This window comes from Paenibacillus radicis (ex Gao et al. 2016), assembly GCF_014641555.1.
Classification (GTDB): domain Bacteria; phylum Bacillota; class Bacilli; order Paenibacillales; family Paenibacillaceae; genus Pristimantibacillus; species Pristimantibacillus radicis.
The window spans coordinates 172928-197705 of record NZ_BMHY01000009.1 but is presented as its reverse complement, the minus strand read 5'-3'; the positions used below and the strand labels follow the sequence as shown (position 1 = coordinate 197705).

The window sequence follows — 24778 nt, the reverse complement described above, 5'->3', positions numbered from 1 at the left end:
AAATGAGAATTTCTAATAGTTTTGATGCCAGCGCCTCCGCTTTGACGGCACAGAGACTTCGGATGGACGTTATTTCATCGAATATCGCCAATTCAGAAACGACCCGCGCGTCCTATGTGAATGGGCAATTTGTCCCGTATAAGCGTAAAATGGTCGTTCTGGAGCCCGCGCAGCAAAATTTTGCAGAACTATTGAACGGCCAATTAAAAGGCTCGAATAGTTCCCAAGGCGTAAGAGCGACCCGGATTATCGAGGATCAGACGCCAAGCAAACTCGTCTACAATCCTACGCATCCCGATGCAGATGCGAATGGTTACGTAAGTATGCCAAACGTTGATGTTGCAAAAGAAATGGTAGATATGATATCAGCAACCCGTATGTACGAAGCAAACATAACTGCACTAAACGCGTCCAAGGCGATGTTCGTCAAAGCGCTTGAAATCGGCAAATAATCTAACTAGAATCGCGGAGGTCTTAACATGATCCAACCTCTTCAGCTCAATCAAGTTCAACCCGCATCCGCATCCAAGCTTCTCGAAGCAGCCCAGCCCAAACAGGCGACGCCGGCGGAGTTAACACAGTCCTTTGGTCAATATCTGCAGCAAGCCATCGATGGCGTAGACTCGCAGATCAAGAACGTACATAACATGAACGACAAGTTTTTAATCGGTGAAGTTGATGTATCCCAAGTGCTCGTCGCATCTGAACAAGCTCAGCTCAGCCTGCAGCTTACCTCGCAAATTCGCAACAAAATGATCGAAGCATATCAAGAGATAATGCGGATGCAAGTGTAGCTGTGAACTAGACGTAAACCATTCGGGTGAGGTGACGATGTGAACGAAAGATTCGCCCAAGCACGCCAAAGGCTAACGCAGTTTTGGGGTCAGATGGGTAAAAAACAAAAAATTTGGCTGGGGGCATCGATTGGTGTACTAGTATTGTCCATCATCTTGCTGACGTACATATTCACAAGGACAGATTATGAGATTGCCTTTACAAATCTGGATACGACGGATTCGGCTGCCATTATGAATTATTTGGATAGCGGCGGCATCTCGTATCAGCTCAGCAATAACGGGAAGAGCATTTCCGTTCCAAGCGCGGTCGCTTCACGGATCAAAGTGGACGTCGGCTCGCAGGGCCTGGTTAAAAACGGCTCCATGGGTTTTGGGGCCTTTTCGGAAGGCTCATCGACATTCGGCACGACAGACAACGAATTCAACGTCAAATATTTGAACGCGTTGAATGGTGAAGTCCAACAGTTGCTGAACGGTATGCAAGGTGTGGAAAGCTCTAAGGTTCTGATTAACTTGCCGGAGGAAACGGTGTTTCTGACTCCGGAAGACAAAGATCAGGCTTCGGCTTCCATCATGATGAACTTTACAGCGGGATACCGTCCTAGCCAGAAGGAAATCGACGGCTATTACAATTTGGTGAAAACGGCGATTCCAAAGCTGGCCATTCAGAACATCACCATTTCAAGTCCGCAAGGCGAGCTGCTGTCCTCGGTAACGAACGGCATTGCTACTGGGGCTACAGACGCAGCTGAAACGCAATTCCAAATTCAACGCAAATATGAATCGGAATTGAAGAAAAACATTCAGCAGTTTCTAGGTCCGCTGTTGGGCGACAATCTCGTTATCAGCGTGGCAAGCAGCTTTAACTTCGACAAGAAGAAATCCGAAGAGCAGCTGGTTAAGCCGCTCGACAACAATAACAATAATGGCATCATCATTAGCGAAGAAAACAATACGAGCAGCTCGACAAACGGAAGTACGCCAGCAGGCGGTGTAGCCGGTACTGGAGAAACCGATGTACCTGGATATAATGCAGCGCAAGGCAATGGTGATTCCCAATCCGAACAAAGCTCGCGCATAACGAATTACGATGTAAACCGTATTAACAATCTCATCGAATCCGCTCCTTATCAGATTAAGGATTTGTCGATCAGCATCGGTGTAGAGGAAGGCAAGTTGAACGAACAATCGCTCGCGAGCGTAACGTCCTATTTGACTTCAGTCGTTCGTGCACAGCTGGCCAATTCAGGACAGGATGTTAATGATGACTTGTTAATTGGCAAAAAGGTTGCAGTAATCTCACAAAATTTTGCGGCAAATGGTGGAAACAACTCTACAAGCGGCTTGTCCACAGGCTGGGCAATCGGTATAGGCGCCGCGGCACTGGCAATTATCGGGGCACTTGCCGTTATGCTCGTTCGCAGACGCAGGAAAAATGCGGAAGAAACTGAGCTTGTTGCTGCCGATGAACCGATGAAAGTCGAATATCCATCACTGGATATAAATGCAAGCCAAGAGAGTCAAGCACGTAAAAATCTTGAAACACTGGCCAAACGCAAGCCGGAAGAATTCGTTAACCTTCTTCGCTCCTGGCTTGTGGAAGAATAGAGGTGGCACAAATGGCGAAAGCGATGAACGGATTATCCGGCCGTCAAAAGGCAGCGATTCTGTTGATTACATTGGGACCGGAAGTTTCTGCTCAAATCTTCAAGCATTTGCGGGAAGAAGAAATCGAGCAGCTTACGCTAGAGATTGCCAATGTACGCAAAATTGACAGCAGCGAACGGGAATCGATTATTAGCGAGTTCCACCAAATTTGTTTGGCTCAGGAATATATTACGCAAGGCGGTATTTCATACGCCAAAGATATTTTGGAGAAGGCACTTGGCGAGCAAAAAGCAGTCGAGGTCATCAACCGTCTGACTGCCACGCTTCAAGTACGGCCATTCGACTTTGCCCGCAAGGCGGAGCCGACTCAAATTTTGAACTTTATACAAAACGAAAATTCCCAGACGATCGCTCTCGTACTCTCTTATCTGCAATCGGAGCAATCCTCGCATATCTTGTCCTCTCTTCCTCAGGAGAAGCAGGCGGATGTTGCGCGCAGAATCGCTTTGATGGACAGCACCTCGCCAGAAGTTATCGGACAGGTCGAGCGGGTACTGGAGCAAAAGCTTTCGGCAACCGTTACGCAGGATTACACGAATGCCGGCGGTATCGATTCGATCGTTCAAATTTTGAACGGCGTCGACCGCGGCACGGAACGTACCATTCTCGACGCTTTGGAGATTCAAGATCCCGAGCTTGCCGAGGAGATCAAAAAACGGATGTTCGTATTCGAGGACATTGTCAATATCGACAACCGCTCGATTCAGCGGATTATCCGCGATATCGAAAATTCCGATCTCCAGCTTGCTCTCAAAGTGGCGAGCGAGGAAGTACGCGAAGCGATTTTCCGCAACATGTCCAAACGGATGGCGGAATCGTTCAAGGAAGAAATGGAGTTCATGGGTCCTGTCCGACTGCGCGATGTCGAAGAGGCACAGACCCGTATCGTCGCTACTATTCGCAGACTGGAAGAATCCGGCGAGATTATTATAGCTCGCGGCGGAGGAGACGATATCATTGTCTAATCTTATTAAATCGAACAGCGTAGTTTCCGTCGATCAATTCAAAGAGCTGCTCTCGCATAATCATTATGCTGCGACGACTCAAGAGAATGTTGGCGACGAAGAGGCAGAGCCAGCCGGTCCAGACGAAGAGACAATCTCGCTGCGTGATCAGATCCTTACCGATGCACAGACATTCGCAGAGGAAAGAATCCGTGAAGCGGCAAAGCAAAGCGAGCAGCTGCTTGCTGAAGCAGAGACGCAAATCGATGCCTGGTGGCTGGAAAAACGACTTGCTGACGAAGAAGCCTCGCAAGCTTCAAAGGATTCTGGCTATCAGCATGGTTATTCGGAAGGCAGCAGCCAAGCCGAAGCCGATGTCAGACAGCAATGGGAGCAGCGTCTATCGGAAGCGGCCTCGATCCTCAAAACCTCGTACGACATGCGAGAGCAAATCATTCAAGAAGCAGAGCCGTTTCTAGTAGAGCTAAGCTGCGCGATTGCTGAGAAAATCATTGGCCAGAAAATAACCGATGCGCCGGAACTTGCAGTCGATCTCATCCGAAAATCACTGTCCAGACGGCGGGAGCAGGGCGTTATTACGCTTTGCGTATCGCCAGAGCAATTGGCATTCGTACAAGCTGCTAGAGAAGAGCTGAACCTTGCAATTGACTCACAGGCTGAGCTTCAAATTTTGCCGGATTCGACAGTCAAAGACGCGGGGTGTGTCATCCGATCCGCCTTTGGCAGCATTGATGCGAGAATCGATACGCAGCTCTCTGAAATCAAGCGCGAGCTCATACAGCTAGCTCATCAAAGCAGCGAGGAGCGTGGAATGCAGGATGAGCGCGAGTAAGCTGGACGCTTCCAAATATGTCGAGCATTTGGCTCCCATAGATCCTGTCCGCGTCAACGGCAAGGTGACGCAAGTTATCGGACTGACCGTTGAGTCTGAAGGACCGGACGCGAGTATCGGAGATGTTTGCTATATTTACCCGTCGAAGGCAACCAAGCCGATCAAAGCCGAGGTTGTCGGGTTCCGGGACAATAAAGTTATTCTAATGCCGCTTGGCGATCTGCATGCTATTAGTCCAGGCTGTGATGTCGTAGGTACAGGTAAGCCTCTTACCGTACAAGTCGGTTCGGAGCTATTAGGCAAAGTGTTGGATGGTCTTGGTCAACCGCTAGACGGTTCGTTCCTTCCGAGCCGGATGCAGCATTACTCTACACACAACGAACCCAGCAATCCGCTGATGCGTCCGCGCGTTGTGGAGCCGCTAGGAATCGGCGTTAGAGCGATCGACGGCTTGCTAACAGTTGGACAAGGTCAACGGGTTGGTATTTTCGCAGGTTCGGGTGTTGGTAAAAGTACGCTGCTTGGCATGATTGCCCGCAATACTTCAGCTGATGTCAACGTTATTGCGTTAATTGGCGAACGGGGCCGCGAGGTACTTGAGTTTATCGAGAAAGACCTTGGGCCGGAAGGCCTAGCCCGATCGGTTGTTGTTGTCGCTACGTCGGACCAGCCGGCACTCATCCGGATCAAAGGTGCTTTGCTAGCGACTTCAATTGCTGAATATTTCCGCGATCGCGGGTTGAACGTCATGCTGATGATGGATTCGGTAACCCGGTATGCCATGGCGCAGCGCGAAGTTGGACTAGCCATTGGCGAGCCTCCTGCAACACGGGGCTACACGCCTTCCGTCTTTGCAAACTTGCCTAAGCTGCTGGAACGAGCGGGTACTGGTCCAACGGGATCGATTACCGCCTTCTATACCGTGCTGGTTGACGGTGACGATATGAATGAACCGATTGCAGACGCCGTCCGCGGCATTCTGGACGGACATATCGTACTTAGCCGCCAATTGGCGAATAAGGGACATTTTCCGGCAATCGACGTTCTTGCCTCGATCAGCCGTGTCATGAAGGAAATCGTAACGGAAGAGCAGCAGGATGCAGCCAACCAATTAAAACGACTTCTTTCTATTTATAAAGGTTCGGAAGATCTCATTAATATTGGGGCGTACCAGCGCGGTTCCAATCAAGAAATTGATCTGGCGATTGATAATATCGAGGCGATCGACGGATTTACAAGACAAAAAACGAATGAAAAAGTCAGTCTTGAAGAAACGCAGAACCGATTAATGACCGAATTTTACAGGAGTTGAACCGTAAATGGCATCCTTTCGTTATTCCTATCAAAAAATCGTCGACTTAAAGACGAGCGAGAAGACGCAAGCGGAATGGCTGCTTTCCTCCGCGATTGGCGAACTGCAAATCGAAGAGCTGTCGCTCTCTGAGCTGCGGGCGAAACGTGCGGAATGGGAAGCAAGCCTGATGGAAACATCGCAGACGGCCGTATCTTTGTCGGAGCTGCAAATGCTGCAGCACTATCTGGAGTATCTGGACAGCTGCATTGAAAGCAAGCTCCGGGATATAAGACGTGCCCAAATGCGGGTGGACAGCAACCGCTCGTTGCTTGCTGACCGAATGAAGGATGAGAAGGTATGGATGAAAGCGAAAGAGCATGAGCATGAACGGTTCCGGTACGCGACGCAGCTGAAGGAACAGAATGAGCTGGATGAGATGGCGACCGTTCGCTACATCGCATCGGCTACGTAAACTTAAGCTGCAGCGCAAGGCTAGAGGGAGTGATTGGAATGGCGAATGCGGATATGGAGAAAGAGAGCTACAACGGTTTTGAGCGAATGATGTTTTTCGTAACTCCGATTCTGTTTGTTGTCGTGCTTATCGGCGTCGTGTACATTTTGTACAACGCGGACATGCGCAATTCGATGCTTAAACTGGGCAATTCGATTCCAGTACTTCGGAATGTTCTTCCTGAAGCGAAGCAATCGACCGGCGGATCGGATGATCAGCAGTTGAAGTCGGACAATATGGGCCGGAAAATCGAGGATCTTCAAGCCCAGTTGACGGAGAAAGAAAACGAGCTGGCTCAAACTGCACAGCAAAAAACAGCGCAAGAGCAGGAACTGAAAAACCTGCAGACCGAGCTGGATCAATTAACGAAAGCTTCAGAGAAGAAAGGGCTTGAAGATGAGCAGTATCAAGCCAAAATTCAGGAGCTGGCCGGCATGTACGGCAAAATCACGCCAAGCAAAGCAGCGCCGATTTTACAAGCTATGACGCTTGAGGATATGGTGCTCGTTCTAGAGGCGATGCGTCCGGATGACCGGGTACGGGTAATGGAAAAAATGAACCCGAAAACGGCTGCTGATGCAACAGTGATGCTGAAGGATACGGTTCCTGCAAAAGACCGGCAAATCGCTGCTTTGCAAGCAGATTTGAAAAAAGCGCAAGCAGCAGCAAACGCGACGAAACAACCTTCTTCAACGCTGGACACCGCACAATTAAACGCAACGTTCTCGGCGATGGATGCAAAAAGCGCGGCGCAATTGCTTATTGCGATGGCGGATGTAAGTCCAAGCAAAGTGCTGCGGATATTGAACGGGGTCGACGATAATACAAGATCGGCTATTGTGGCAGGGATGTCAGGGATCAATGAGAAACTGACGGCTCAGCTCGTATCGAAGCTAATGACAGGCAAATAACAGCTTCTCAAGCGAGAGGAGGTGAAAAAATGGATATGATCATGGCTTCAATACCCGCTAATAATGGAGCAGCAGCGTCTACAACCGGTGCAGGGCAAACGAAAGCAGGCGGCGGCGCAGGATTTCAGCAGGCGCTGGTCTATCAAATGAACGGCAGCACAGCAAAAGCCTCTAGCGGTTCGGCCTCGGTTGACCCTGCTGCAGTTTCCCTTGCAGCAAGTCTGGGGGGGAGTGCGCTTACAATTGGCGCTGAGGAAACCAAGGATTTACTGTCGGTGCTGGATGCTCTAATTGGCGAGCTTGATACAGGGGAAGAGCAGGAATCGGATGCCGGCAGTGAAGAAGCGGTTAAAGAGCTGGGATCGATACTGGATCAGTTTAACGCTTTGCTGGCTTTACTTGGTATTCCAGTGTTAACCCTGGCTCAAGTACAAGACGGCGGTCAGACGGATTCAGACACGGGGCAAAACCCGGCGTCGGCTGTGAAACTTCAACTACAGGATTCGCTGCTTCAGCTTCAAGCAGCCGTTCAAGACGGCTCATTGAAACAAATTCAGCAGCAGGAACCGACGCAACTGATTGGTCAACAGCTTCAAGCGCTGCATGAGCTTCTGCAGAAGCAGAAAGGCAATAATGCTGCAAAGGATCAAACAGCTGATAAAGCGGTTGGAGAGCAGCATGCAGCTCCAGTTGTTACGCAGTCAACAGCGACAACGGCTGCCTTACTGCAGCGTTTAACGCAGCAATCCATTCATCCTTCTGTAATGCTTGCAGCAGCTGAAGAAGCTGCATCTGAAAGCCTGAACGATAGTTTGCCAGCGGGGACAGAAGAGCAAGGAGCTGTGTTGCCAGGCGGAGCGGTATTTGGAGATGTTCTCCGTACAGTCGCTCAACATCCGGCAGCAAGAGCGTTGCTTCAACCTTATGTAACAGCAGATCAATTCGCGGATACGATGGCAGATTTCGTTCAAAAGCTGGATATCAGCATCTTGAACGGCGGCAAGACGGAAGCGAAAATTCAATTGTTTCCAGAGCAGCTTGGTCAAGTGGACGTCCGGATTACAATGCAAAACGGACAGTTGACCGCCGTTTTCCATACGGATACGGTATCGGCGAAAGATGTGCTGGACAATCAGATGGCGCAATTGCGTGCAGCTCTGCAGGCACAAGGTTTATCGGTTGATAAGCTGGAGGTTACGCAGGGACAAAATGCTGCTCAACTGGCCGGAGGACAGCATGGCCAAGGAACGGCGCAGCAAAATTTCGCAGGACAAAACAAATCCAAAGGCGATCGGATTTCCGATGATGCTGGATTTGAGAGCGAAGTCATTGAACAGATTGCAATTCAGGATCTCGGATTTGGCCGGACTGTGAACGTAACGGCATAAGAGTGTCAATCAATGCGCAAGTAGGATGGAGGTGAGCGATGTGGCGAACAACAACATTGGCCCAACTGCCGTGTGGCCGAACTATAGCGCGAAGAATGTGCAGAACGCAGCCAAGCGGGAGCCGAACCAGACGCTGGGCAAGGATGATTTTCTGAAAATCTTGGTTACGCAGCTGGCGAATCAGGATCCGATGCAGCCGATGCAGGATAAAGAATTTATCGCGCAAATGGCCCAATTCACTTCGGTCGAGCAATTGACGAATATGTCGACACAGCTCGGGCTGCTGCGTCAGAACCTTGGAACGGCGTCCAATCTGATCGGCAAAACGGTGGAATGGTACGAAATGAATGATCAGGGTCAGTCTGTGCTGGCAAAAGGTATCGTGAATTCTGTAGTCGTCTCGGACGGCAAGCAATATGCTAAATTCAGCGATGATACGATGGTGCTTCTCGATCATCTGGTTTCCATTTCGGAGACGGGCGAAGATAAAGGCGGTTCGGAGAACGGCAATGAATCGGAGTCATCCTCGGAAGGGGCTGATACACCGTGAGCGACAGCGTAAAAATTGGGCATATCATGCCCGTGAAATTAATGCAGCAGTCCAAGGCAGCAGCAAAGCCGAATCCGTCTTCGGAATTCCGCGATATGCTGAATGCCAAGGTGCTTAATTTCAGCCATCATGCGGAAGTTCGCATGAAGCAGCGCGGCATCCAGCTGCAGCCGGAATCATTGACGAAAATATTGAATGCGGTGGAAGAGGCAGAATCGAAAGGCGCAGTAGATTCCCTCATCGTGATGAAAGATATTGCGATGATTGTGAATGTGCCAAGCCGAACGGTCGTAACCGCAATGGACGGCAATCAGCTGCATAGCAATGTATTCACGCAAATAGACAGCGCAGTTATTCTTAACTAAGCAAGAAACGGGCTGGACCGAAAAGGGGGCCTACTGACTGCCGACCGACTGAAGCAGTCTTATGAGTAACTTATCTACTATTTAATTAGGAGGAATACAAGAAATGCTAAGATCGATGTACTCCGGTGTATCCGGTATGCGTGGCTTTCAAACGAAGCTTGACGTAATCGGCAATAACATTGCAAACGTCAATACGGTTGGCTTTAAAGGCAGCCGCGTCATGTTCAGCGATATTATGAGCCAAACGACGGCTGGTGTTACGGCTTCCACTGAAGGCGAGCAAGCAGGTGTTAACGCACGTCAGATCGGCCTTGGCGTGTCGATCGCGTCGATCGACACTGTGCACACGCCAGGAAGCGCGATGACAACGAATCAGCCGACGGATCTACGGATCGACGGCGACGGCTTTTTCGCGGTATCGCCAAGTCCGGACGGACAACCGGTCTATCTGACCCGTGCCGGCAACTTTACGCCGGATGCGAACAGGCAGCTGGTTACGGCCGAAGGCTTGTTTGTTCTTGACAGTGGCGGCGCGCCAATTACGATACCGCCGGAATACACCTCGTTCTCGATCGGACAAGACGGATCGATCCTGGGTGTGACTGCAGACGGTACGGAAGTCGTCGCGCAGCTTGGCGTCGTTAAAGTCGTCAATCCAAGCGGCTTGCTCAAAATGGGCGGCAACTTGTATCAAGTTACGGCTAACGCGAACCCAGACGGCGAATTTGAATTTATGACCGCGAACGATCCTGAGCTTGGTACCGGGGCTATTATAGCTGGTCAACTGGAGATGTCGAACGTCGACCTTACCGCTGAATTTACGGAGATGATCGTAGCGCAGCGGGGGTTCCAGGCGAATTCACGTATCATTACAACATCAGACGAAATTTTGCAGGAAGTTGTAAACCTGAAGCGCTAATCGCGCTTAGCTAGACCATAACCGGAGGGAGGCGAAAGCCTCCCCGGTATGTGAAGGGGGCAGCTTATGATTACCGTAACTCGTTTGAATGGCACGAAAGTCATGATTAATGCTCTTCTTATTGAATTGGTAGAAGAGACGCCTGATACGATCATATCGCTGACGACAGGCAAAAAAATCATAGTGGCGGAAAGCGCGTCCGATCTTCTGCTGCTCGTACAGAGTTATCTTCGAACGATCGGCGTTTACGCGGCGACCCAGAAGAGCGAACAAACGGAGGGTCCATAGACATGAAAAAAATGTTGCCATGGTTAGTAACGACATTGCTGGCCATTACACTTATCGCAATTGTATGTATCATTTTGTTTAAATCCTTCTTTAACGACACCAGCGGGGATGTGAGTGCAAACAAGCCGGTTGTCGTCAAGCAATTGAGTGCAGATAAGCGGGTAGAAGTAACTTCCGAGTTGAAGGGCTTCACACGTAATCTGCTGGATGCAGACTATATTGTGAAAATCAGCTTTGCGTTCCAATTGGACAGCAAAAAAACAAAAGAGGATTTTGACAAGCTGATGGAGATTGAAATAAAGCCAATTATTAACCGTACGATAGCAGACATGACGGCGGATGAACTGAAAGGCTCCAAGGGCGAGGACATGCTGGAATCGAAGCTTCTAAACCTGATCAATCCGATTTTGCCGGAAGGGAAAAAGCTGGTTAAGGTTGAAATTACAGACTTTATTATTACGCAGATTTAGAACTTGATGCCGACATTCCTTGAAGGGGGTGAGAGATTTGGTTGATGTTTTATCGCAAAATGAGATAGACGCGCTGCTTGCCGCATTGTCATCGGGTGAGATGGATGCGGACGATCTGAAAAAAGAAGAAGTGACGAAGAAAGTACGGGTATACGATTTCAAGCGCGCTGTTCGTTTCTCGAAGGATCATATTCGCAGCTTGACCCGCATCCACGAAAACTTCGCGCGATATTTAACTACCTATTTCTCAGCGCAGCTTCGCACGTTCGTGCAAATTAGTGTAGTTCAAGTCGAGCAGCTTCCTTACGACGAATTTATACGCTCGATTCCGAAAATGACGATTCTTAATATTTTTGAGGCTGAGCCGCTCGAAGGAAGAATGGTGCTTGAGGTTCATCCTAACGTCGCTTATGCGATGCTTGACCGCTTGCTTGGCGGGCAAGGCACAGCCCCGTCGAAGATTAATAACTTGACGGAGATCGAGACGATCGTAATGGAGCGGATTTTCAGCCGTACGTTCGAAAGCTTGCAGGAGGCATGGAAGACGGTCATCGACATTTCGCCTCGTATGGAGGCGCTGGAGACAAACCCGCAGTTCATGCAAATCGTATCGCCAAATGAGACGATCGCACTTATATCGCTTAGCACTAAAATCGGCGATACAACCGGTATGATCAACCTTTGTATCCCGCATGTCGTTATTGAGCCGATTATGCCCCGCCTTTCGGCCCATCACTGGTTCGTATCCCAAAAAAAGGAACGTATACCGGAAGAAGTGGAAATGCTGCAGCAGCGGGTCAGCAAGGCCAAGCTGCCGATCGTCGCCGAGCTGGGAGAATCTTCGATTACGATTCAGGAGTTTCTCAGTTTGTCCGTCGGCGATGTCATTTCGCTTCATAAGCCGATCAACAAAGGCTTGCAAATCAAGGTAGGCGACAAGTTGAAATTTATCGGCAGTCCCGGCTCGGTCAAAGATCGGTTAGCCGTTCAAGTGGATCAAGTTGTCAACGAAGGAGCGGAAGAAGAATATGACGAGTAAAGATTATTTGTCCCAGGAAGAAATAGATGCGTTGTTGAAGCAATCATCCGGCGAGTCAGAGACGGAGCAGCCTGTCGCTGAAAATGCGGTACTGTCTGACTTTCTGACTCCGATCGAGCAGGATGCGCTTGGTGAAATCGGTAATATTACGTTCGGCAGCGCAGCTACAGCTTTGTCTACACTGCTTGGCAAAAAAGTCGATATTACGACGCCGGAAGTAACCTTTATCCGGAGAGATCAGCTGTCTGACGAATTTCCGAAGCCGCATGTTGCGGTTAGCGTGCAATACGTAGACGGATTTGAAGGCATCAATTCACTCGTCATTAAGACGAAGGATGCTCAAGTCATTGCAGATCTGATGCTGGGCGGAGAAGGCGAAGTAACGGCTCAGGAACTGAATGAAATACATATTAGCGCAGTGCAGGAAGCGATGAATCAAATGATGGGTTCGTCGGCTACGTCAATGTCGACGATTTTCAACCGGTTCGTTAATATTTCGCCTCCAGGCATTGACATTCTCGATGTAGACAGCGGTGATGGTATGGGCCAGCTGCCGCCGGTCGATATTTTCATTAAAATCTCGTTCCGATTAACAATCGGAGAGCTCATTGATTCGACGATTATGCAATTGCTCCCTGTGTCGTTTGCGAAGCAAATGGTGTCAACGCTAATGGGCGGGACAGAGGAAGAGCCAGCAAGTGCACCGGCGCCGGCTGCCGCACCATCACAGCCGCAACAGCCGATTGCCCAACAGCCGGCCCCTGCAGCTCAGACGCAAGGCCACATGCAAGCGGCCGCAGCTTCCCAAATGCAACAGCAGCCTGCCTATTTCGAAATGCCAGGCCAGCCGCAAGGCCCGCAAACGTACGGAGATCCGATGAACCGGGGCGTAAATGTACAACCCGTGCAATTCGCCAATTTTAACCAACCGCCGTACGTAAATACGGATGAAACAAACCTTAATTTATTGCTCGACATACCGCTTAAGGTTACCGTAGAATTAGGAAGGACCCAGAAGCAAATTAAGGATATATTGGAATTGTCCCAAGGATCGATTATCGAGCTGGACAAGCTGGCCGGTGAACCTGTCGACATTCTCGTGAACAATAAGCTCATTGCCAAAGGTGAGGTAGTCGTTATTGACGAAAACTTTGGTGTACGCGTAACCGATATTGTGAGCCAATGGGACCGAATTCAAAAATTACAATAACACCCTAGGAGGAAAAAAAAGATGGCAAACCGCATTCTAATCGTAGACGACGCAGCTTTTATGCGCATGATGATCCGAGACATTTTATCCAAGAACGGCTACGAAGTCGTCGGAGAAGCGCAGGATGGCGCGCAGGCGGTGGAGAAATTTAAGGAATTGAAACCAGACTTGATTACAATGGACATTACGATGCCGGAAATGGACGGTATCTCTGCTTTGAAGGAAATTAAAAAGCTGGATGCCAACGCAAAAGTTATTATGTGTTCCGCAATGGGTCAGCAAGCAATGGTTATCGACGCCATTCAAGCGGGTGCTAAAGATTTCATCGTAAAGCCTTTCCAAGCAGATCGCGTTATCGAAGCGATCAAGAAAACGCTCGGCTAACGGCTTTCCGGCATGCTAATTAGGGGAATAAGCGCAAAACTATCTATTCTTTCGGCAGCAGGCATCGCGGTTTGGCCTGCATTCGCAGCGGCAAGTGAATTAAACGGGGATAGCGGGAAGCCGGCTTTCTCTGATTCAGGCAATTTTACCGGCAGCATGATTTGGGTCGTTATATCTTTATTTCTAGTTATCGGCTTAATAGTCGTTGTTATGAAGTTTTTGTCCCAGAAGAGCCGGGTGTGGGGCACGAATCGCTCGCTTCGTTCGCTCGGAGGCGTTGCACTGGGACAAAACAACTCCCTTCAGGTCGTTGAGCTTGCAGGCCGGGTATACATCGTCGGAGTAGGCGAGAACGTTACGCTGCTAGATAAAGTAGAATCCGGTGAACAGGCGCAGCAAATTATCGCCGCGCTCGAGCGTCAATCTTCCGGCAGTTGGTCCGGCGGTACAGTGTCGGAGCTTCTCGGCCGTTTCCGCAAGCGCGGGACGGAAGCTGAGTCCTCGGAAGGGCAATGGAATAATACCGACTCTACGTCTTTCCAGGCGATGCTGAACGACAAATTGAATCGTCAAGCGGACCGTAAACAGCAGTTGGAGTCGTTGCTTAAAGACGATAAACCTAATGAACGGTTGATGGATGACAATGAAAAATAAATGGTGGATATCGATCGTCGCCGTACAGCTGGCCGCGATGCTGCTTCAATCGCATGCATTCGCGGAGCCGCTGCCCAATGTCGAGATCAATTTTGGCAATGGAGGAGAACAACCGGGAACGAGCGCATTATCGATATTGCTTCTAATAACAGTATTGAGTGTAGCCCCGGCTATTCTCGTTCTGATGACCAGCTTTACGAGAATCGTAATCGTCCTCGGCTTTGTCCGGACTTCGCTCGGCACGCAGCAAATGCCGCCGAACCAAGTGTTGATTGGCTTGGCGATGTTTCTTACCTTCTTCATCATGGCGCCTACGCTATCGCAAGTGAATGAAGTAGCGCTTCAGCCCTATCTTAAGGGTGAAGTGTCACAGACGCAAGCGCTGGAGGCGGCCGCAGTTCCGATGAAGAAGTTTATGTTCTCCCATACGCGAGAGAAAGATCTGCTGCTATTCATGAATTACACTAAGGCGGAAAAGCCGGAATCATTCGAGGATATTCCGATTACGGTACTCGTTCCCGCGTATGCGATCAGCGAGCTGAAAACCGCTTTTCAAATGGGGTTTATGATCTTTATTCCATTCCTTGTCATCGACATGATCGTTGCCAGCACATTAATGGCGATGGGGATGATGATGCTGCCGCCCGTTATGATTTCGCTTCCGTTCAAGCTGCTGTTGTTCGTGCTTGTGGATGGGTGGTACTTAATCGTCAAATCGCTGCTGCTTAGCTTCAATCCATGACGAAGACGGGAGGAACATGCCATGAGTGCTGATTTCATTATCGGATTGGCGGGACAAGCCCTTTATACGATTTTGAAAGCCAGCGCACCGATGCTTGTAATTGCTCTAGTCGTCGGATTAATCGTCAGTGTTTTTCAAGCGACTACGCAAATTCAAGAGCAGACGTTAGCATTTGTGCCCAAAATCGTAGCGGTTTTTTTATCCATTATTGTATTTGGTCCCTGGATCTTAAATACGATTGTCGATTTCACTTACAATCTGCTGAATAATTTATATAAATACATCGGATAGGCTGTGAATCGAAGAGATGGATCTGTTCGTGCAAAGCTTTCCTATTTTTTTGTTAATCTTTTGTCGAATAACGGCTTTTTTCGTCGTCGCACCGCTGTTTTCAATGAAAGGTGTCCCGAGTGCATTTAAGATTGGTCTGGGCTTCTTTATCTCTTTTATCGTCTTTTTGACATACGGGATGAAGCAAACCGTCATTCCTGACGCACAATATATTCTATTTATTTTCAGAGAGGTATTGGTCGGACTTCTCATAGGCTACATAGTTTACCTGTTCTTTACTGTTGTGCAGACGGCAGGCGCTCTAATGGATCTTCAGATTGGTTTCGCGATGGCAAATGTCGTCGATCCGATGACGGGTGCATCAGCGCCGCTGCTCGGCAACTTCAAGTACATGCTCCTGATTATGATCTTCCTGATCATGAATGGCCATCATTACCTGTTGACGGCATTGATGGACAGCTATCAATGGATACCGCTGGACAACGAATTGTTTGGACGGCTTTATGAAGGAAGTATTACGGAATTTCTAACTAAGGCGGTAGGGCATACATTTATGCTTGCTCTTCAAATTGCTGCCCCGCTTACCGTATCCATGTTCTTGACGGATGCCGGTCTTGGCTTTCTGGCGAAGACAGCACCGCAGTACAACGTATTTGTAATCGGCATACCGCTCAAAATTATTATCGGTTTGTTTGTTTTGATCCTGCTCATGCCTGGGATGGCGGTTTTATTCGATAAGCTGTTCGTTATTTTATTCGACAACCTGGAGCAGTTGTTTGGCATCGTACAGCAAGCCGAAGGTCAATAAGGAGGCTGCAGCCGTGCGAACGTACCGCTTGAAGCTCGACTTGCAGCTATTCAACCAAGAAAAGACGGAAAAGGCGACGCCAAAAAAGAAGCAGGACGCAAGGAAGAAGGGGCAGGTTTCCAAATCGGCTGAGCTGCCGAGCTCCTTCATTCTGTTGTTCGTGTTTGCGGGTTTCGCTATGATTGGCGGTTATTTCAAAGAACGTATTATGGGTATGTTCTGGCACTTATTTAATGATCAGCTGACGATGGAATTGTCAGAAGGAAATGTGCGTGTTTTATTCAAGGAACTGGCTATAGATATGATTGTGATACTAGCTCCAATCTTCTCCATAGTCATTATCGTCGCAATAGTCGGAAACGTAATGCAGTTTGGCTTCCTGTTAACTGGAGAACCGCTGAAACCAAAATTCAGCAAGCTGAATCCGCTTAACGGTTTTAAACAAATTTTTTCTCCAAGATCTTTAGTTGAATTTGCGAAGAGTATTACGAAATTGCTCATTATTGGCCTTCTCGTCTATCAGACGATTGCGGGGCAATGGAATCGCATTCTGCTGTTGCCGCATTTGTCGATTGAACAAATTTTTAATTTTGCTGCCGGTTTGACGGTAAATCTTGGTATTAAGATCGGCTCCGTTTTAGTCATAGTTGCTTTTTTGGACTATATGTACCAGCGATATGAGCACGCCAAAAACTTACGGATGTCCAAACAAGACATTAAAGATGAACACAAAAAAGTAGAGGGCGATCCCCTAATTAAAGGCAAAATTCGCGAAAGGCAGCGCCGGATGGCAATGCAGCGGATGATGCAGGAGGTTCCGAAGGCGGATGTCGTCATTACGAACCCGACGCACTTTGCCATAGCCCTACAGTACGACGCTACAAAGATGGAAGCACCGCTCATTATCGCCAAAGGGATGGACCATATCGCGCTTAAAATCCGAGAGGTTGCGAAGGAGCATGGCGTCATAACGATGGAAAATAAGCCGCTGGCCAGAGCGCTGTACGAACGGGCAGACATCGGAGATTCCATACCTGCGGACCTGTTCCAGGCTGTGGCGGAAGTGCTTGCGCACGTATATAAATTGAAAGGCCGAGTCAATCATTATAATCGAAAGGGATGAGGCAGCATCATGAAACTAAAAGATCTTGTAATTCTGGTCGGGATCATCGGCATCGTACTCATGATGGTAATCCCAATCCCAACTCCCTTGCTGGATATATTGCTCATTCTGAATATATCCATCGCACTCATGATTCTGCTCATAGCCATGAATACGAAGGAAGCGCTGGATTTTTCTATTTTTCCAGCAATCCTGCTCGTAACGACATTATTCAGGCTAGCGCTGAACGTATCGACGACGCGGAACATTTTGGCGCATGCCCATGCCGGTAAAGTTGTTGAAACTTTTGGCAGTTGGGTTGGAGGCGGGCAAATAGCCATCGGCTTTGTCGTGTTTCTCATTCTCGTCGTTGTACAGTTTATCGTTATCACAAAAGGCTCAGAGCGGGTAGCGGAGGTCGCGGCCCGATTTACGCTCGATGCGATGCCTGGTAAACAGATGAGTATCGACGCCGACTTGAATGCGGGACTTATCAACGAGCAACAAGCCCGCGAGCGCCGCTCCAAGATTGAACGCGAGGCCGATTTCTACGGCTCGATGGACGGTGCCAGCAAGTTCGTTAAAGGCGATGCAATCGCTTCGATCATCATTCTCCTGATCAATTTGATTGGCGGCTTTGTGATCGGTATGGTCGTACATAAATATGATTTCATGGAATCTTTATCTACATATTCGATCCTGACCATTGGTGACGGTCTCGTCAGCCAAATACCAGCATTGCTTATTTCTACAGCTGCCGGTTTGATCGTGACAAGAGCAGCATCCGACGGTAATTTGGCCGATGATGTCACATCCCAGCTATTCCAATATCCAAAGCTTTTGTATATCGTTGCAGGCACGATTGCTTTGCTTGGCTTGTTTACGCCAATCGGTCTAATTCGTACGCTGCCTTTTTCATTGCTTCTGGCCTATGGAGGCTGGAGAATGCAGAAGTCAATTTCTAAAAAGCAGGAACAAGAGGAAATGCTTGTCGAGGAACAGCAGATCGAGGAAGTTCGCAGTCCGGAGAGTGTTATCAGCCTGCTGCAAGTGGATCCGATCGAATTCGAATTCGGCTACGGTTTGATCCCGCTGGCGGATACCCAGCAAGGAGGCGATTTGCTGGACCGGATCATTATGATCCGAAGGCAATGCGCTTTGGAACTGGGGCTTGTCGTACCGGTCATTCGTATTCGGGACAATATTCAGCTTAAGCCAAATGAATACATCATTAAGATCAAAGGCAACACAGTCGCCCGCGGTGAATTGCTGCTTAATCATTACCTGGCAATGAGCCCAGGCTTCGAGGATGACTCGGTAATCGGCATCGAAACGACGGAACCGGCATTTGGTTTGCCGGCCATCTGGATTGACGAGCCGATGAAAGAACGAGCCGAACTGTCTGGCTATACAGTTGTTGACCCGCCTTCCGTGGTGGCGACACATTTGACGGAAATTATTAAACGCCATGCGCATGAGCTGATTGGACGTCAAGAGACGAAAGCGCTTGTGGATAATGTAAGAGAAGCATATCCGGCACTTATCGACGAATTGATTCCATCGATTCTTTCGATTGGCGAACTGCAAAAAGTGCTGGCAAAGCTGCTTCGCGAGAAGGTTTCAATACGCGATCTCGTTACCATTTTCGAATCATTGGCCGATCAGGGCAACTTTACGAAAGACCCAGACATCTTGACCGAATACGTCAGACAGGCGTTATCTCGTCAAATTACACAGCAATTTTCGGCATCAGGCGATACGTTGAAAGTAATTACTGTCGGGCCTGCACTTGAGAAGAAGATTGCCGAATCGGTCCAACAATCGGACCAAGGCAGCTATATCGCATTAGATCCGATCGCTACTCAGCAAATTTACAGCAAACTTAACGAACAGGTTACGAGACAAATTCAGTCCGGACAGCAGCCGGTTGTGTTGACCTCTCCGACAATACGCATGTATTTGCGTCAAATCGTGGAACGCACAATGCAGGATGTGCCGGTTCTTTCCTACAGCGAGCTTGAACCGAATATTGAAGTTCAAAGCGTAGGGGTGGTGAACTTATGAGAGTGAAACGGTATGTCGTCAACGATTTGCCTGAAGCGCTGCCGATGATTCGGAGTGAGCTGGGCAAGGATGCCGTCATTCTGAATACGAAGGAAGTACGCATCGGTGGATTTATGGGGATGTTCCGCAAAAAGCGGATGGAGGTTATTGCGGCAATCGAATCAAATGCCCCGCCTCCAAAACCGCAATCTTCCAGCAAGCAAGCAGCAGATTTCGAAGCTGTTATGACAGCGATCAATGAAACGGTGCAGCAGCGTTCGGCAGTTGCGGCAGCGACAGCAAGGCCAAGCAGTCAGCCTGCTACTGCAGCAACTGCAGTATTGGAACCGCAGCAGCCTCCGTCACAAGCGTTGAGCCGGATCAACGACGAGCTGCTGGATGAAATTCGCGTCATTAAGCAATCGCTTCTGCAACTATCGGTCCGTAAACTCGGTCAAGACATGCCGGCGGCACTTGAAGCCCTTTATGAACGTCTGACCGATCAAGAGGTAGAGCCTGAGCTTATTAAAAGATTGCTGGATGAAGTGGAGCAAAAGCTGCATGAGCAGCAGCTTCCGTTGGAAGCGCAGAGTGTTTGGACGGTTGCCGGACTCATTCTTAACGGTTGGATGGCGCCAATGTCTGGAGGCCAAATCAGTGAAGAGGCGAGAATCGTACATTTTGTTGGACCGACAGGCGTTGGCAAAACGACGACAATTGCCAAGCTGGCTGCAGAGCAGACGATTAAGCGGGGGCGGCAAGTCGGATTCATCACTTCTGATACGTATCGAATTGCAGCAGTAGATCAGCTGCGAACGTACGCTAATATTTTGAATGTGCCGATTGAAGTCGTATTCTCGCCCATGGATCTTCCTAAAGCTTTCAAGGCGCTAGAAAATCGGGAACTGATTTACATGGATACGGCGGGGCGCAACTTCCGCAATGAGCTGCACGTATCGGAAGTAAACAGCCTGCTCCAAACGAATGAAATAAGTGAAACGATACTCGTGCTCAGTTTGACTGGGAAGACACGGGATATGCTGACTGTAGCGGAGAATTTCTCCAAATACGGCGTCCGTAAGGCACTATTCACAAAGCTGGACGAGACGTCCGTGTTCGGCGCTATCTTGAATCTGGCGATGAACTATCAGTTAACTCCTACTTACGTTGCTAAGGGACAGACGGTACCCGATGATATTGCACCGTTCAATCTCGAAGCCTATGTGAACGAACTGCTGGGGGCGCCAGCCGATGAATGATCAAGCGGAAGCGCTTCGCAACCTGGTGAAGCAGAAGAATGGGCTGGAAGCCAGCCGGGGAACGCGTATTATCACCGTAACGAGCGGCAAAGGCGGTGTTGGGAAATCCAACTTCAGTTTGAATTTTGCAATCACTTTGCAGCGTATGGGGAAAAAGGTTCTCGTATTCGATGCGGATATCGGTATGGCAAACATCGACGTCTTAATGGGCGTCAGCTCTACCAGTCATCTCTATCATTTGTTTAAACAAGACAAAACGATTTGGGATATTGTGCAAGAAGGGCCAGCTGGCCTTCATTTCATCGCAGGCGGCTCCGGCTTCAAAGATTTGCTTGAGCTGTCGGAGCAAGAGATGAAATGGTTTGCCGGTCAAATCGAGAAGCTTCACGGCATGTATGATGTCATCCTCTTCGATACGGGAGCGGGTCTTTCCAAGGAAACGGTAACGTTCATCGAGGCGGCCCAGGAGACGATTGTCGTGACGACTCCCGAACCTACTTCTATCACGGATGCTTATGCATTGATCAAAATGGTAAAAGCGAAGGGAATTGACGCAAGCTTTAAACTGATCGTAAACCGAGCAGGAGATAAGAAAGAAGGCAGACAAACCGCCGAGAAAATCAGTATGGCGGCAGAGCGCTTCTTGCAAGTGGATTTGCAGACGCTTGGTATGATAGCGGATGACCCTAACGTCTCTAAGGCAGTGAAACGGCAGGTTCCATTTACGATCGCCTTTCCCGGTACGGACGCTTCTAGAGGAGTGGAGGAAATCGCCAAGCGGTTTACAGAGTCGAAGCAAGCGGCGACTGGGACTGCGCAGGATGGCGTCAAGGGATTTTTACATAAAATGTTCAGGCTATCACGATAGTCCTTTGAAAATGAGGAGGAAGAAGATGGCTCCTTATCGCGTGCTCATTGTAGATGACTCTCCGTTCATGCGCAAAATTTTCAGCGATCTCATCGTGAAAGATCCGCAATTTACGATCGCCGGCACGGCCGCCAACGGCAAAGAGGCGATTGAAGCGGTCGAGCGGTTAAAGCCGGATGCGGTGACGCTGGATTTGGAAATGCCGGAAATGAACGGAATTGATGCGCTTCAATCGATTATGAAGCTTCATCCGACTCCCGTTATTATGCTCTCAGGCATAAGTGAGGAGAACACAAGAGAGACGATCAAGGCGCTGCAATATGGCGCATTTGACTTTATCCGGAAACCTTCCGGAGCCTTTTCGAACGACATCATTCAAGTAGGCGAACTTCTGCTGGACAAGCTGAGAATTGCTGTGCTGATGAAACGAAGGCTGCCGGGAATCGAGCTCAAGGAGCCGGAGGGGCAGAAGCAGCCGGTTAAGAAACCATACAAGGCTCCAACTGACGATAATGTCAAAAAATTAGGGGAACAGGCGCCGAGTGAACGTAAGCCGGTGCTTCCGGAACGGAAAATAGAACCAGTGAGAAAGACGGTTCAGGAGCAACAGCTAAACCGTCCGGCCTCGTCCCCATTACATAAAGGTCGGATAGCTGCCCAAGTGCAGCCCGATGTCGTCAAGCCAAGCTTGCCGGAACAATCGGCTGCGAAATCCGATCCGTTTCGCCATATCGTTGCAATTGGAACATCAACTGGCGGACCGAGAGCTTTGCATGAAGTAATATGCTCGTTGCCTGCCCATCTCCCGGCACCTGTGCTCGTTGTACAGCATATGCCGCCGAAATTTACCAAATCACTTGCCCAGCGGCTGGACAGCTTCAGTGAGCTTCAAGTGGTTGAAGCTTCACAAGGCGAACGGCTGCAGCCGGGGGTCGTCTACATCGCTCCTGGCGGCTACCATATGGAGATGGCTCATGATCTATCGGGCTACCATATCAAGCTGACGCAGCAAGCTCCGCGCAATGGGCACCGCCCTTCGGTCGACGTGCTTTTCGAATCGCTTATCCCGTTTTCTTCATTAAAGAGACATGCGGTTATTATGACCGGGATGGGAAGTGATGGCGCGAAGGGATTGAAGGCGCTGGTAGAAAGCGGAGCGGCAAGTGCTATAGCGGAAGCAGAGGAAACCTGCGTCGTCTATGGCATGCCGCGAAGTGCAGTGGAGAACGGTGCGGTGAAGACGGTGCTTCCGCTTCAACGCATATCATCAGCTATCGCGCAAGCCGTTTTGAAATCGATCTAAAGAGCTAGAGTCCTAACAGGAGGTGCACCACAATGGATATGAATGCTTATCTGTCGATGTTTATCGACGAGTCCAACGATCACCTGCAAGCCTTGAATGAAAATCTGCTGCAGCTCGAGGGAGCGCCAGAGGATCTTTCGATTGTCCAATCGATTTTCCGCTCCGCCCATACATTAAAGGGCATGTCGGCAACGATGGGCTATGAGGATCTTGCATCGTTGACGCATGAGATGGAAAACGTGCTGGATTTGGTTCGAAACAGCAAGCTAAAAATGGACAGCTTTATATTTGATACGCTTTTTAAAGGACTTGATGCGCTTGAAGCGATGGTACAGGATATCGTCGGCGGCGGAACAGGCAAAGCAGACGTAACGGCTATCGTTGCAGTGCTGCAATCTATTTTCAAAGGCGATTATAAATCCAATGCCGTTGCGGCACCAGTTGCATCAGCTGCAGCAGTTGCGCCTGCAGTCAACAAGCCGGCTGCAAAAGGATTGCTTGATGAATTTCAAACTTCGATCCTGCAGCAGTCGATTGAAAGCGGCCATTTGGCTTATCACATTACGGTAAGCATTAACGAGGATTGTGTACTCAAGGCAGCCCGCGCTTATATGGTATTTGACCTATTGGAGCGGACAGGTGAAATCGTCAAATCCGATCCATCGGTACAAGATTTGGAGCAAGAAAAGTTCGACCGCTCTTTTGTCGTCTTTACGATTTCTAAGTTTGCACAAGATGAACTTCAGCAGCAAATCACTTCGATATCCGAAATTGAGACGGCAACGGTAACGCTGCTTGATGCGGAATCTCTGCAAATGCTGCATGTTGCGGAAGCGCCGCGAGCACAAGAGGCTGCTCCTGCAGAAACAAAAGATGAGTCAACGACAGACTCTGCCAAAAAAGAGGCCGCTAATCAAATCGGCAGTGCTCGCAGTCAGACTGCTGCATCAAGCGCTCCTGCAGCAGTATCGAGAACGATCCGCGTCGATATTGACCGTTTGGATACGCTGATGAACTTGTTTAGCGAAATGCTGATCGACCGTGTAAGGCTGGAGCAGCTAGCCAGTGAAATTAAACGCAGTGACCTGACAGAAACGGTAGAGCATATGGCTCGTGTCAGCTCCGACTTGCAAAATATCGTCCTGAAGCTGCGGATGGTACCTGTCGATACCGTATTCAATCGCTTCCCTCGTATGATTCGCGATTTGGCAAAATCGCTTGATAAAAAAATCGATCTGGTCATTACGGGAGCCGATACGGAGCTCGATCGAACTGTTATTGATGAGATTGGCGATCCGCTCGTCCACTTGCTGCGTAATTCCGTTGACCATGGTATTGAAACGATCGATAAACGGATTGCAGCCGGCAAGCCGGAGACGGGAACCATTCACCTGCGGGCATTCCACAGCGGCAACAACGTTTTCATCGAAGTTGAAGAAGACGGCAACGGCATTAATCGTGATCGAGTGCTGCAAACAGCAATTAAAAACGGCGTCGTAACAGAAGCGCAAGCAAAAGCTCTGTCCAATGACGAAATCCACATGCTGATATTCGCAGCGGGTTTCAGTACGGCTGATAAAATCTCGGATATATCGGGGCGCGGAGTCGGACTGGATGTCGTGCGTTCTAAAATCACGTCGCTTGGCGGCAACGTTAGCGTGGAGTCAGCGCTTGGCAAAGGAACGAAATTTTCGGTTCAGCTGCCGCTTACGCTTTCGATTATTTCAGCCATGCTGATTAAGCTGGGCTCGGAAAAATATGCGATTCCGCTATCGTCAATTGTGGAGACGGCCATTATTAAACGGGAACAAGTGCTGGAGGTTCACGGCAATAAAATGATCGAATTCCGCAACTCGGTTATTCCATTAATCTCTCTTAGCCGGGTACTGGAGTCTCCGGACTACGACGAGCGTGACGAAGTGGAGACGGAAATCGTCGTTATCCGCAAAGGTGACAAGTGGGCGGCCATCACCGTCGATGAATTTATTGGCCAAAGCGAGATTGTATTGAAGTCACTGGGCAAGTATTTGACCAACATTGAAGCCGTTTCAGGCGCTACCATACTTGGCGATGGTCAAGTTGCGCTTATTATCGATCCTAATGCACTCATTAAATAA

Annotated in this window: 27 protein-coding genes; all 27 read left to right on the top strand. The window is 49.2% G+C overall.

The window, feature by feature from the left end; genetic code table 11:
- The first annotated feature begins 2 nt into the window (after nucleotides 1-2).
- The 27 genes from flgC to IEX98_RS21095 all read left to right on the top strand — a co-directional run bounded on the left by flgC (nucleotide 3) and on the right by IEX98_RS21095 (nucleotide 24778).
- Nucleotides 3-452: a flagellar basal body rod protein FlgC gene (gene flgC, locus IEX98_RS21225; protein WP_188891209.1), complete on the top strand. Its 450-nt coding sequence runs from the start codon at nucleotides 3-5 to the stop codon at nucleotides 450-452.
- A gap of 27 nt (nucleotides 453-479) precedes the next feature.
- The gene (gene fliE / locus IEX98_RS21220) at nucleotides 480-794 is read left to right on the top strand and encodes a flagellar hook-basal body complex protein FliE (protein WP_188891208.1); all 315 of its coding nucleotides are present in this window, start codon (nucleotides 480-482) and stop codon (nucleotides 792-794) included.
- 39 nt (nucleotides 795-833) lie between these two features.
- Nucleotides 834-2405 carry a flagellar basal-body MS-ring/collar protein FliF gene (gene fliF / locus IEX98_RS21215; RefSeq protein ID WP_188891207.1) on the top strand — a complete coding sequence of 524 codons (1572 nt, stop codon included), beginning with the start codon at nucleotides 834-836 and terminating at the stop codon, nucleotides 2403-2405.
- Nucleotides 2406-2416: 11 nt separating this feature from the next.
- The gene (fliG, locus tag IEX98_RS21210; RefSeq protein WP_188891206.1) at nucleotides 2417-3430 is read left to right on the top strand and encodes a flagellar motor switch protein FliG; all 1014 of its coding nucleotides are present in this window, start codon (nucleotides 2417-2419) and stop codon (nucleotides 3428-3430) included.
- A complete protein-coding gene (locus IEX98_RS21205; RefSeq protein ID WP_188891205.1) occupies nucleotides 3423-4262 on the top strand; it encodes a FliH/SctL family protein in 840 nt (279 codons plus the stop codon). Before fliG ends, IEX98_RS21205 begins: the two co-directional genes overlap by 8 nt.
- Nucleotides 4249-5574, top strand: coding sequence for a flagellar protein export ATPase FliI (fliI, locus tag IEX98_RS21200; protein ID WP_188891204.1), 1326 nt, complete (start codon nucleotides 4249-4251; stop codon nucleotides 5572-5574). The genes IEX98_RS21205 and fliI overlap by 14 nt, the downstream gene beginning before the upstream one ends.
- A 7-nt stretch (nucleotides 5575-5581) precedes the next feature.
- Complete coding sequence (gene fliJ, locus IEX98_RS21195) at nucleotides 5582-6028, top strand: flagellar export protein FliJ (RefSeq protein WP_188891203.1); 447 nt, start codon at nucleotides 5582-5584, stop codon at nucleotides 6026-6028.
- A 38-nt stretch (nucleotides 6029-6066) separates the two neighbouring features.
- Nucleotides 6067-6978 (top strand): MotE family protein, encoded by a 912-nt coding sequence (locus tag IEX98_RS21190; RefSeq protein ID WP_188891202.1) that lies wholly within the window; start codon nucleotides 6067-6069, stop codon nucleotides 6976-6978.
- Between the two features lie 29 nt (nucleotides 6979-7007).
- The gene (locus tag IEX98_RS21185; protein WP_188891201.1) at nucleotides 7008-8366 is read left to right on the top strand and encodes a flagellar hook-length control protein FliK; all 1359 of its coding nucleotides are present in this window, start codon (nucleotides 7008-7010) and stop codon (nucleotides 8364-8366) included.
- Nucleotides 8367-8406: 40 nt separating this feature from the next.
- On the top strand, nucleotides 8407-8916 hold the full coding sequence (flgD, locus tag IEX98_RS21180; protein ID WP_229692301.1) for a flagellar hook assembly protein FlgD: 510 nt from the start codon (nucleotides 8407-8409) through the stop codon (nucleotides 8914-8916).
- A complete protein-coding gene (locus IEX98_RS21175; protein ID WP_042160478.1) occupies nucleotides 8913-9281 on the top strand; it encodes a TIGR02530 family flagellar biosynthesis protein in 369 nt (122 codons plus the stop codon). Before flgD ends, IEX98_RS21175 begins: the two co-directional genes overlap by 4 nt.
- 103 nt (nucleotides 9282-9384) lie before the next feature.
- Nucleotides 9385-10200, top strand: a complete 816-nt coding sequence (gene flgG, locus IEX98_RS21170) for a flagellar basal body rod protein FlgG (RefSeq protein ID WP_188891199.1) — start codon at nucleotides 9385-9387, stop codon at nucleotides 10198-10200.
- Nucleotides 10201-10266: 66 nt separating this feature from the next.
- Complete coding sequence (locus IEX98_RS21165; RefSeq protein WP_188891198.1) at nucleotides 10267-10488, top strand: flagellar FlbD family protein; 222 nt, start codon at nucleotides 10267-10269, stop codon at nucleotides 10486-10488.
- 2 nt (nucleotides 10489-10490) lie between these two features.
- Nucleotides 10491-10958, top strand: a complete 468-nt coding sequence (locus IEX98_RS21160; protein ID WP_188891197.1) for a flagellar basal body-associated FliL family protein — start codon at nucleotides 10491-10493, stop codon at nucleotides 10956-10958.
- 37 nt (nucleotides 10959-10995) lie between these two features.
- A complete protein-coding gene (gene fliM / locus IEX98_RS21155; protein WP_188891196.1) occupies nucleotides 10996-11997 on the top strand; it encodes a flagellar motor switch protein FliM in 1002 nt (333 codons plus the stop codon).
- Nucleotides 11987-13207: a flagellar motor switch phosphatase FliY gene (gene fliY, locus IEX98_RS21150; RefSeq protein ID WP_188891195.1), complete on the top strand. Its 1221-nt coding sequence runs from the start codon at nucleotides 11987-11989 to the stop codon at nucleotides 13205-13207. The genes fliM and fliY overlap by 11 nt, the downstream gene beginning before the upstream one ends.
- 21 nt (nucleotides 13208-13228) lie before the next feature.
- Nucleotides 13229-13591: a response regulator gene (locus tag IEX98_RS21145; RefSeq protein WP_042160489.1), complete on the top strand. Its 363-nt coding sequence runs from the start codon at nucleotides 13229-13231 to the stop codon at nucleotides 13589-13591.
- A gap of 12 nt (nucleotides 13592-13603) precedes the next feature.
- The gene (locus IEX98_RS21140; protein ID WP_188891194.1) at nucleotides 13604-14245 is read left to right on the top strand and encodes a FliO/MopB family protein; all 642 of its coding nucleotides are present in this window, start codon (nucleotides 13604-13606) and stop codon (nucleotides 14243-14245) included.
- 37 nt (nucleotides 14246-14282) lie between these two features.
- Entirely contained in the window at nucleotides 14283-14987 is a 705-nt protein-coding gene (gene fliP, locus IEX98_RS21135) for a flagellar type III secretion system pore protein FliP (RefSeq protein WP_374705373.1), read from the top strand.
- A 21-nt stretch (nucleotides 14988-15008) separates the two neighbouring features.
- A complete protein-coding gene (gene fliQ / locus IEX98_RS21130; protein ID WP_188891192.1) occupies nucleotides 15009-15278 on the top strand; it encodes a flagellar biosynthesis protein FliQ in 270 nt (89 codons plus the stop codon).
- Between the two features lie 16 nt (nucleotides 15279-15294).
- Nucleotides 15295-16086, top strand: coding sequence for a flagellar biosynthetic protein FliR (fliR, locus tag IEX98_RS21125; RefSeq protein WP_188891191.1), 792 nt, complete (start codon nucleotides 15295-15297; stop codon nucleotides 16084-16086).
- A 13-nt stretch (nucleotides 16087-16099) separates the two neighbouring features.
- Complete coding sequence (gene flhB, locus IEX98_RS21120) at nucleotides 16100-17209, top strand: flagellar biosynthesis protein FlhB (protein ID WP_188891190.1); 1110 nt, start codon at nucleotides 16100-16102, stop codon at nucleotides 17207-17209.
- A 9-nt stretch (nucleotides 17210-17218) separates the two neighbouring features.
- Nucleotides 17219-19252 carry a flagellar biosynthesis protein FlhA gene (gene flhA / locus IEX98_RS21115; RefSeq protein WP_188891189.1) on the top strand — a complete coding sequence of 678 codons (2034 nt, stop codon included), beginning with the start codon at nucleotides 17219-17221 and terminating at the stop codon, nucleotides 19250-19252.
- Entirely contained in the window at nucleotides 19249-20490 is a 1242-nt protein-coding gene (flhF, locus tag IEX98_RS21110; RefSeq protein WP_188891188.1) for a flagellar biosynthesis protein FlhF, read from the top strand. Before flhA ends, flhF begins: the two co-directional genes overlap by 4 nt.
- On the top strand, nucleotides 20483-21358 hold the full coding sequence (locus IEX98_RS21105) for a MinD/ParA family protein (RefSeq protein ID WP_188891187.1): 876 nt from the start codon (nucleotides 20483-20485) through the stop codon (nucleotides 21356-21358). The genes flhF and IEX98_RS21105 overlap by 8 nt, the downstream gene beginning before the upstream one ends.
- 25 nt (nucleotides 21359-21383) lie before the next feature.
- Complete coding sequence (locus IEX98_RS21100; RefSeq protein WP_188891186.1) at nucleotides 21384-22661, top strand: protein-glutamate methylesterase/protein-glutamine glutaminase; 1278 nt, start codon at nucleotides 21384-21386, stop codon at nucleotides 22659-22661.
- 32 nt (nucleotides 22662-22693) lie between these two features.
- Entirely contained in the window at nucleotides 22694-24778 is a 2085-nt protein-coding gene (locus IEX98_RS21095) for a chemotaxis protein CheA (RefSeq protein WP_188891185.1), read from the top strand.

Bases quoted from the DNA above. Each gene is read 5' to 3' on its own strand.
- flgC (WP_188891209.1), top strand. From the start codon at position 3: ATGAGAATTTCTAATAGTTTTGATGCCAGCGCCTCCGCTTTGACGGCA.
- fliE (WP_188891208.1), top strand. From the start codon at position 480: ATGATCCAACCTCTTCAGCTCAATCAAGTTCAACCCGCATCCGCATCC.
- fliG (WP_188891206.1), top strand. From the start codon at position 2,417: ATGGCGAAAGCGATGAACGGATTATCCGGCCGTCAAAAGGCAGCGATT.
- fliI (WP_188891204.1), top strand. From the start codon at position 4,249: ATGAGCGCGAGTAAGCTGGACGCTTCCAAATATGTCGAGCATTTGGCT.
- fliJ (WP_188891203.1), top strand. From the start codon at position 5,582: ATGGCATCCTTTCGTTATTCCTATCAAAAAATCGTCGACTTAAAGACG.
- IEX98_RS21190 (WP_188891202.1), top strand. From the start codon at position 6,067: ATGGCGAATGCGGATATGGAGAAAGAGAGCTACAACGGTTTTGAGCGA.
- IEX98_RS21185 (WP_188891201.1), top strand. From the start codon at position 7,008: ATGGATATGATCATGGCTTCAATACCCGCTAATAATGGAGCAGCAGCG.
- flgG (WP_188891199.1), top strand. From the start codon at position 9,385: ATGCTAAGATCGATGTACTCCGGTGTATCCGGTATGCGTGGCTTTCAA.
- IEX98_RS21165 (WP_188891198.1), top strand. From the start codon at position 10,267: ATGATTACCGTAACTCGTTTGAATGGCACGAAAGTCATGATTAATGCT.
- IEX98_RS21160 (WP_188891197.1), top strand. From the start codon at position 10,491: ATGAAAAAAATGTTGCCATGGTTAGTAACGACATTGCTGGCCATTACA.
- fliY (WP_188891195.1), top strand. From the start codon at position 11,987: ATGACGAGTAAAGATTATTTGTCCCAGGAAGAAATAGATGCGTTGTTG.
- IEX98_RS21145 (WP_042160489.1), top strand. From the start codon at position 13,229: ATGGCAAACCGCATTCTAATCGTAGACGACGCAGCTTTTATGCGCATG.
- IEX98_RS21140 (WP_188891194.1), top strand. From the start codon at position 13,604: ATGCTAATTAGGGGAATAAGCGCAAAACTATCTATTCTTTCGGCAGCA.
- fliP (WP_374705373.1), top strand. From the start codon at position 14,283: ATGCTGCTTCAATCGCATGCATTCGCGGAGCCGCTGCCCAATGTCGAG.
- fliQ (WP_188891192.1), top strand. From the start codon at position 15,009: ATGAGTGCTGATTTCATTATCGGATTGGCGGGACAAGCCCTTTATACG.
- fliR (WP_188891191.1), top strand. From the start codon at position 15,295: ATGGATCTGTTCGTGCAAAGCTTTCCTATTTTTTTGTTAATCTTTTGT.
- flhA (WP_188891189.1), top strand. From the start codon at position 17,219: ATGAAACTAAAAGATCTTGTAATTCTGGTCGGGATCATCGGCATCGTA.
- flhF (WP_188891188.1), top strand. From the start codon at position 19,249: ATGAGAGTGAAACGGTATGTCGTCAACGATTTGCCTGAAGCGCTGCCG.
- IEX98_RS21105 (WP_188891187.1), top strand. From the start codon at position 20,483: ATGAATGATCAAGCGGAAGCGCTTCGCAACCTGGTGAAGCAGAAGAAT.
- IEX98_RS21100 (WP_188891186.1), top strand. From the start codon at position 21,384: ATGGCTCCTTATCGCGTGCTCATTGTAGATGACTCTCCGTTCATGCGC.
- IEX98_RS21095 (WP_188891185.1), top strand. From the start codon at position 22,694: ATGGATATGAATGCTTATCTGTCGATGTTTATCGACGAGTCCAACGAT.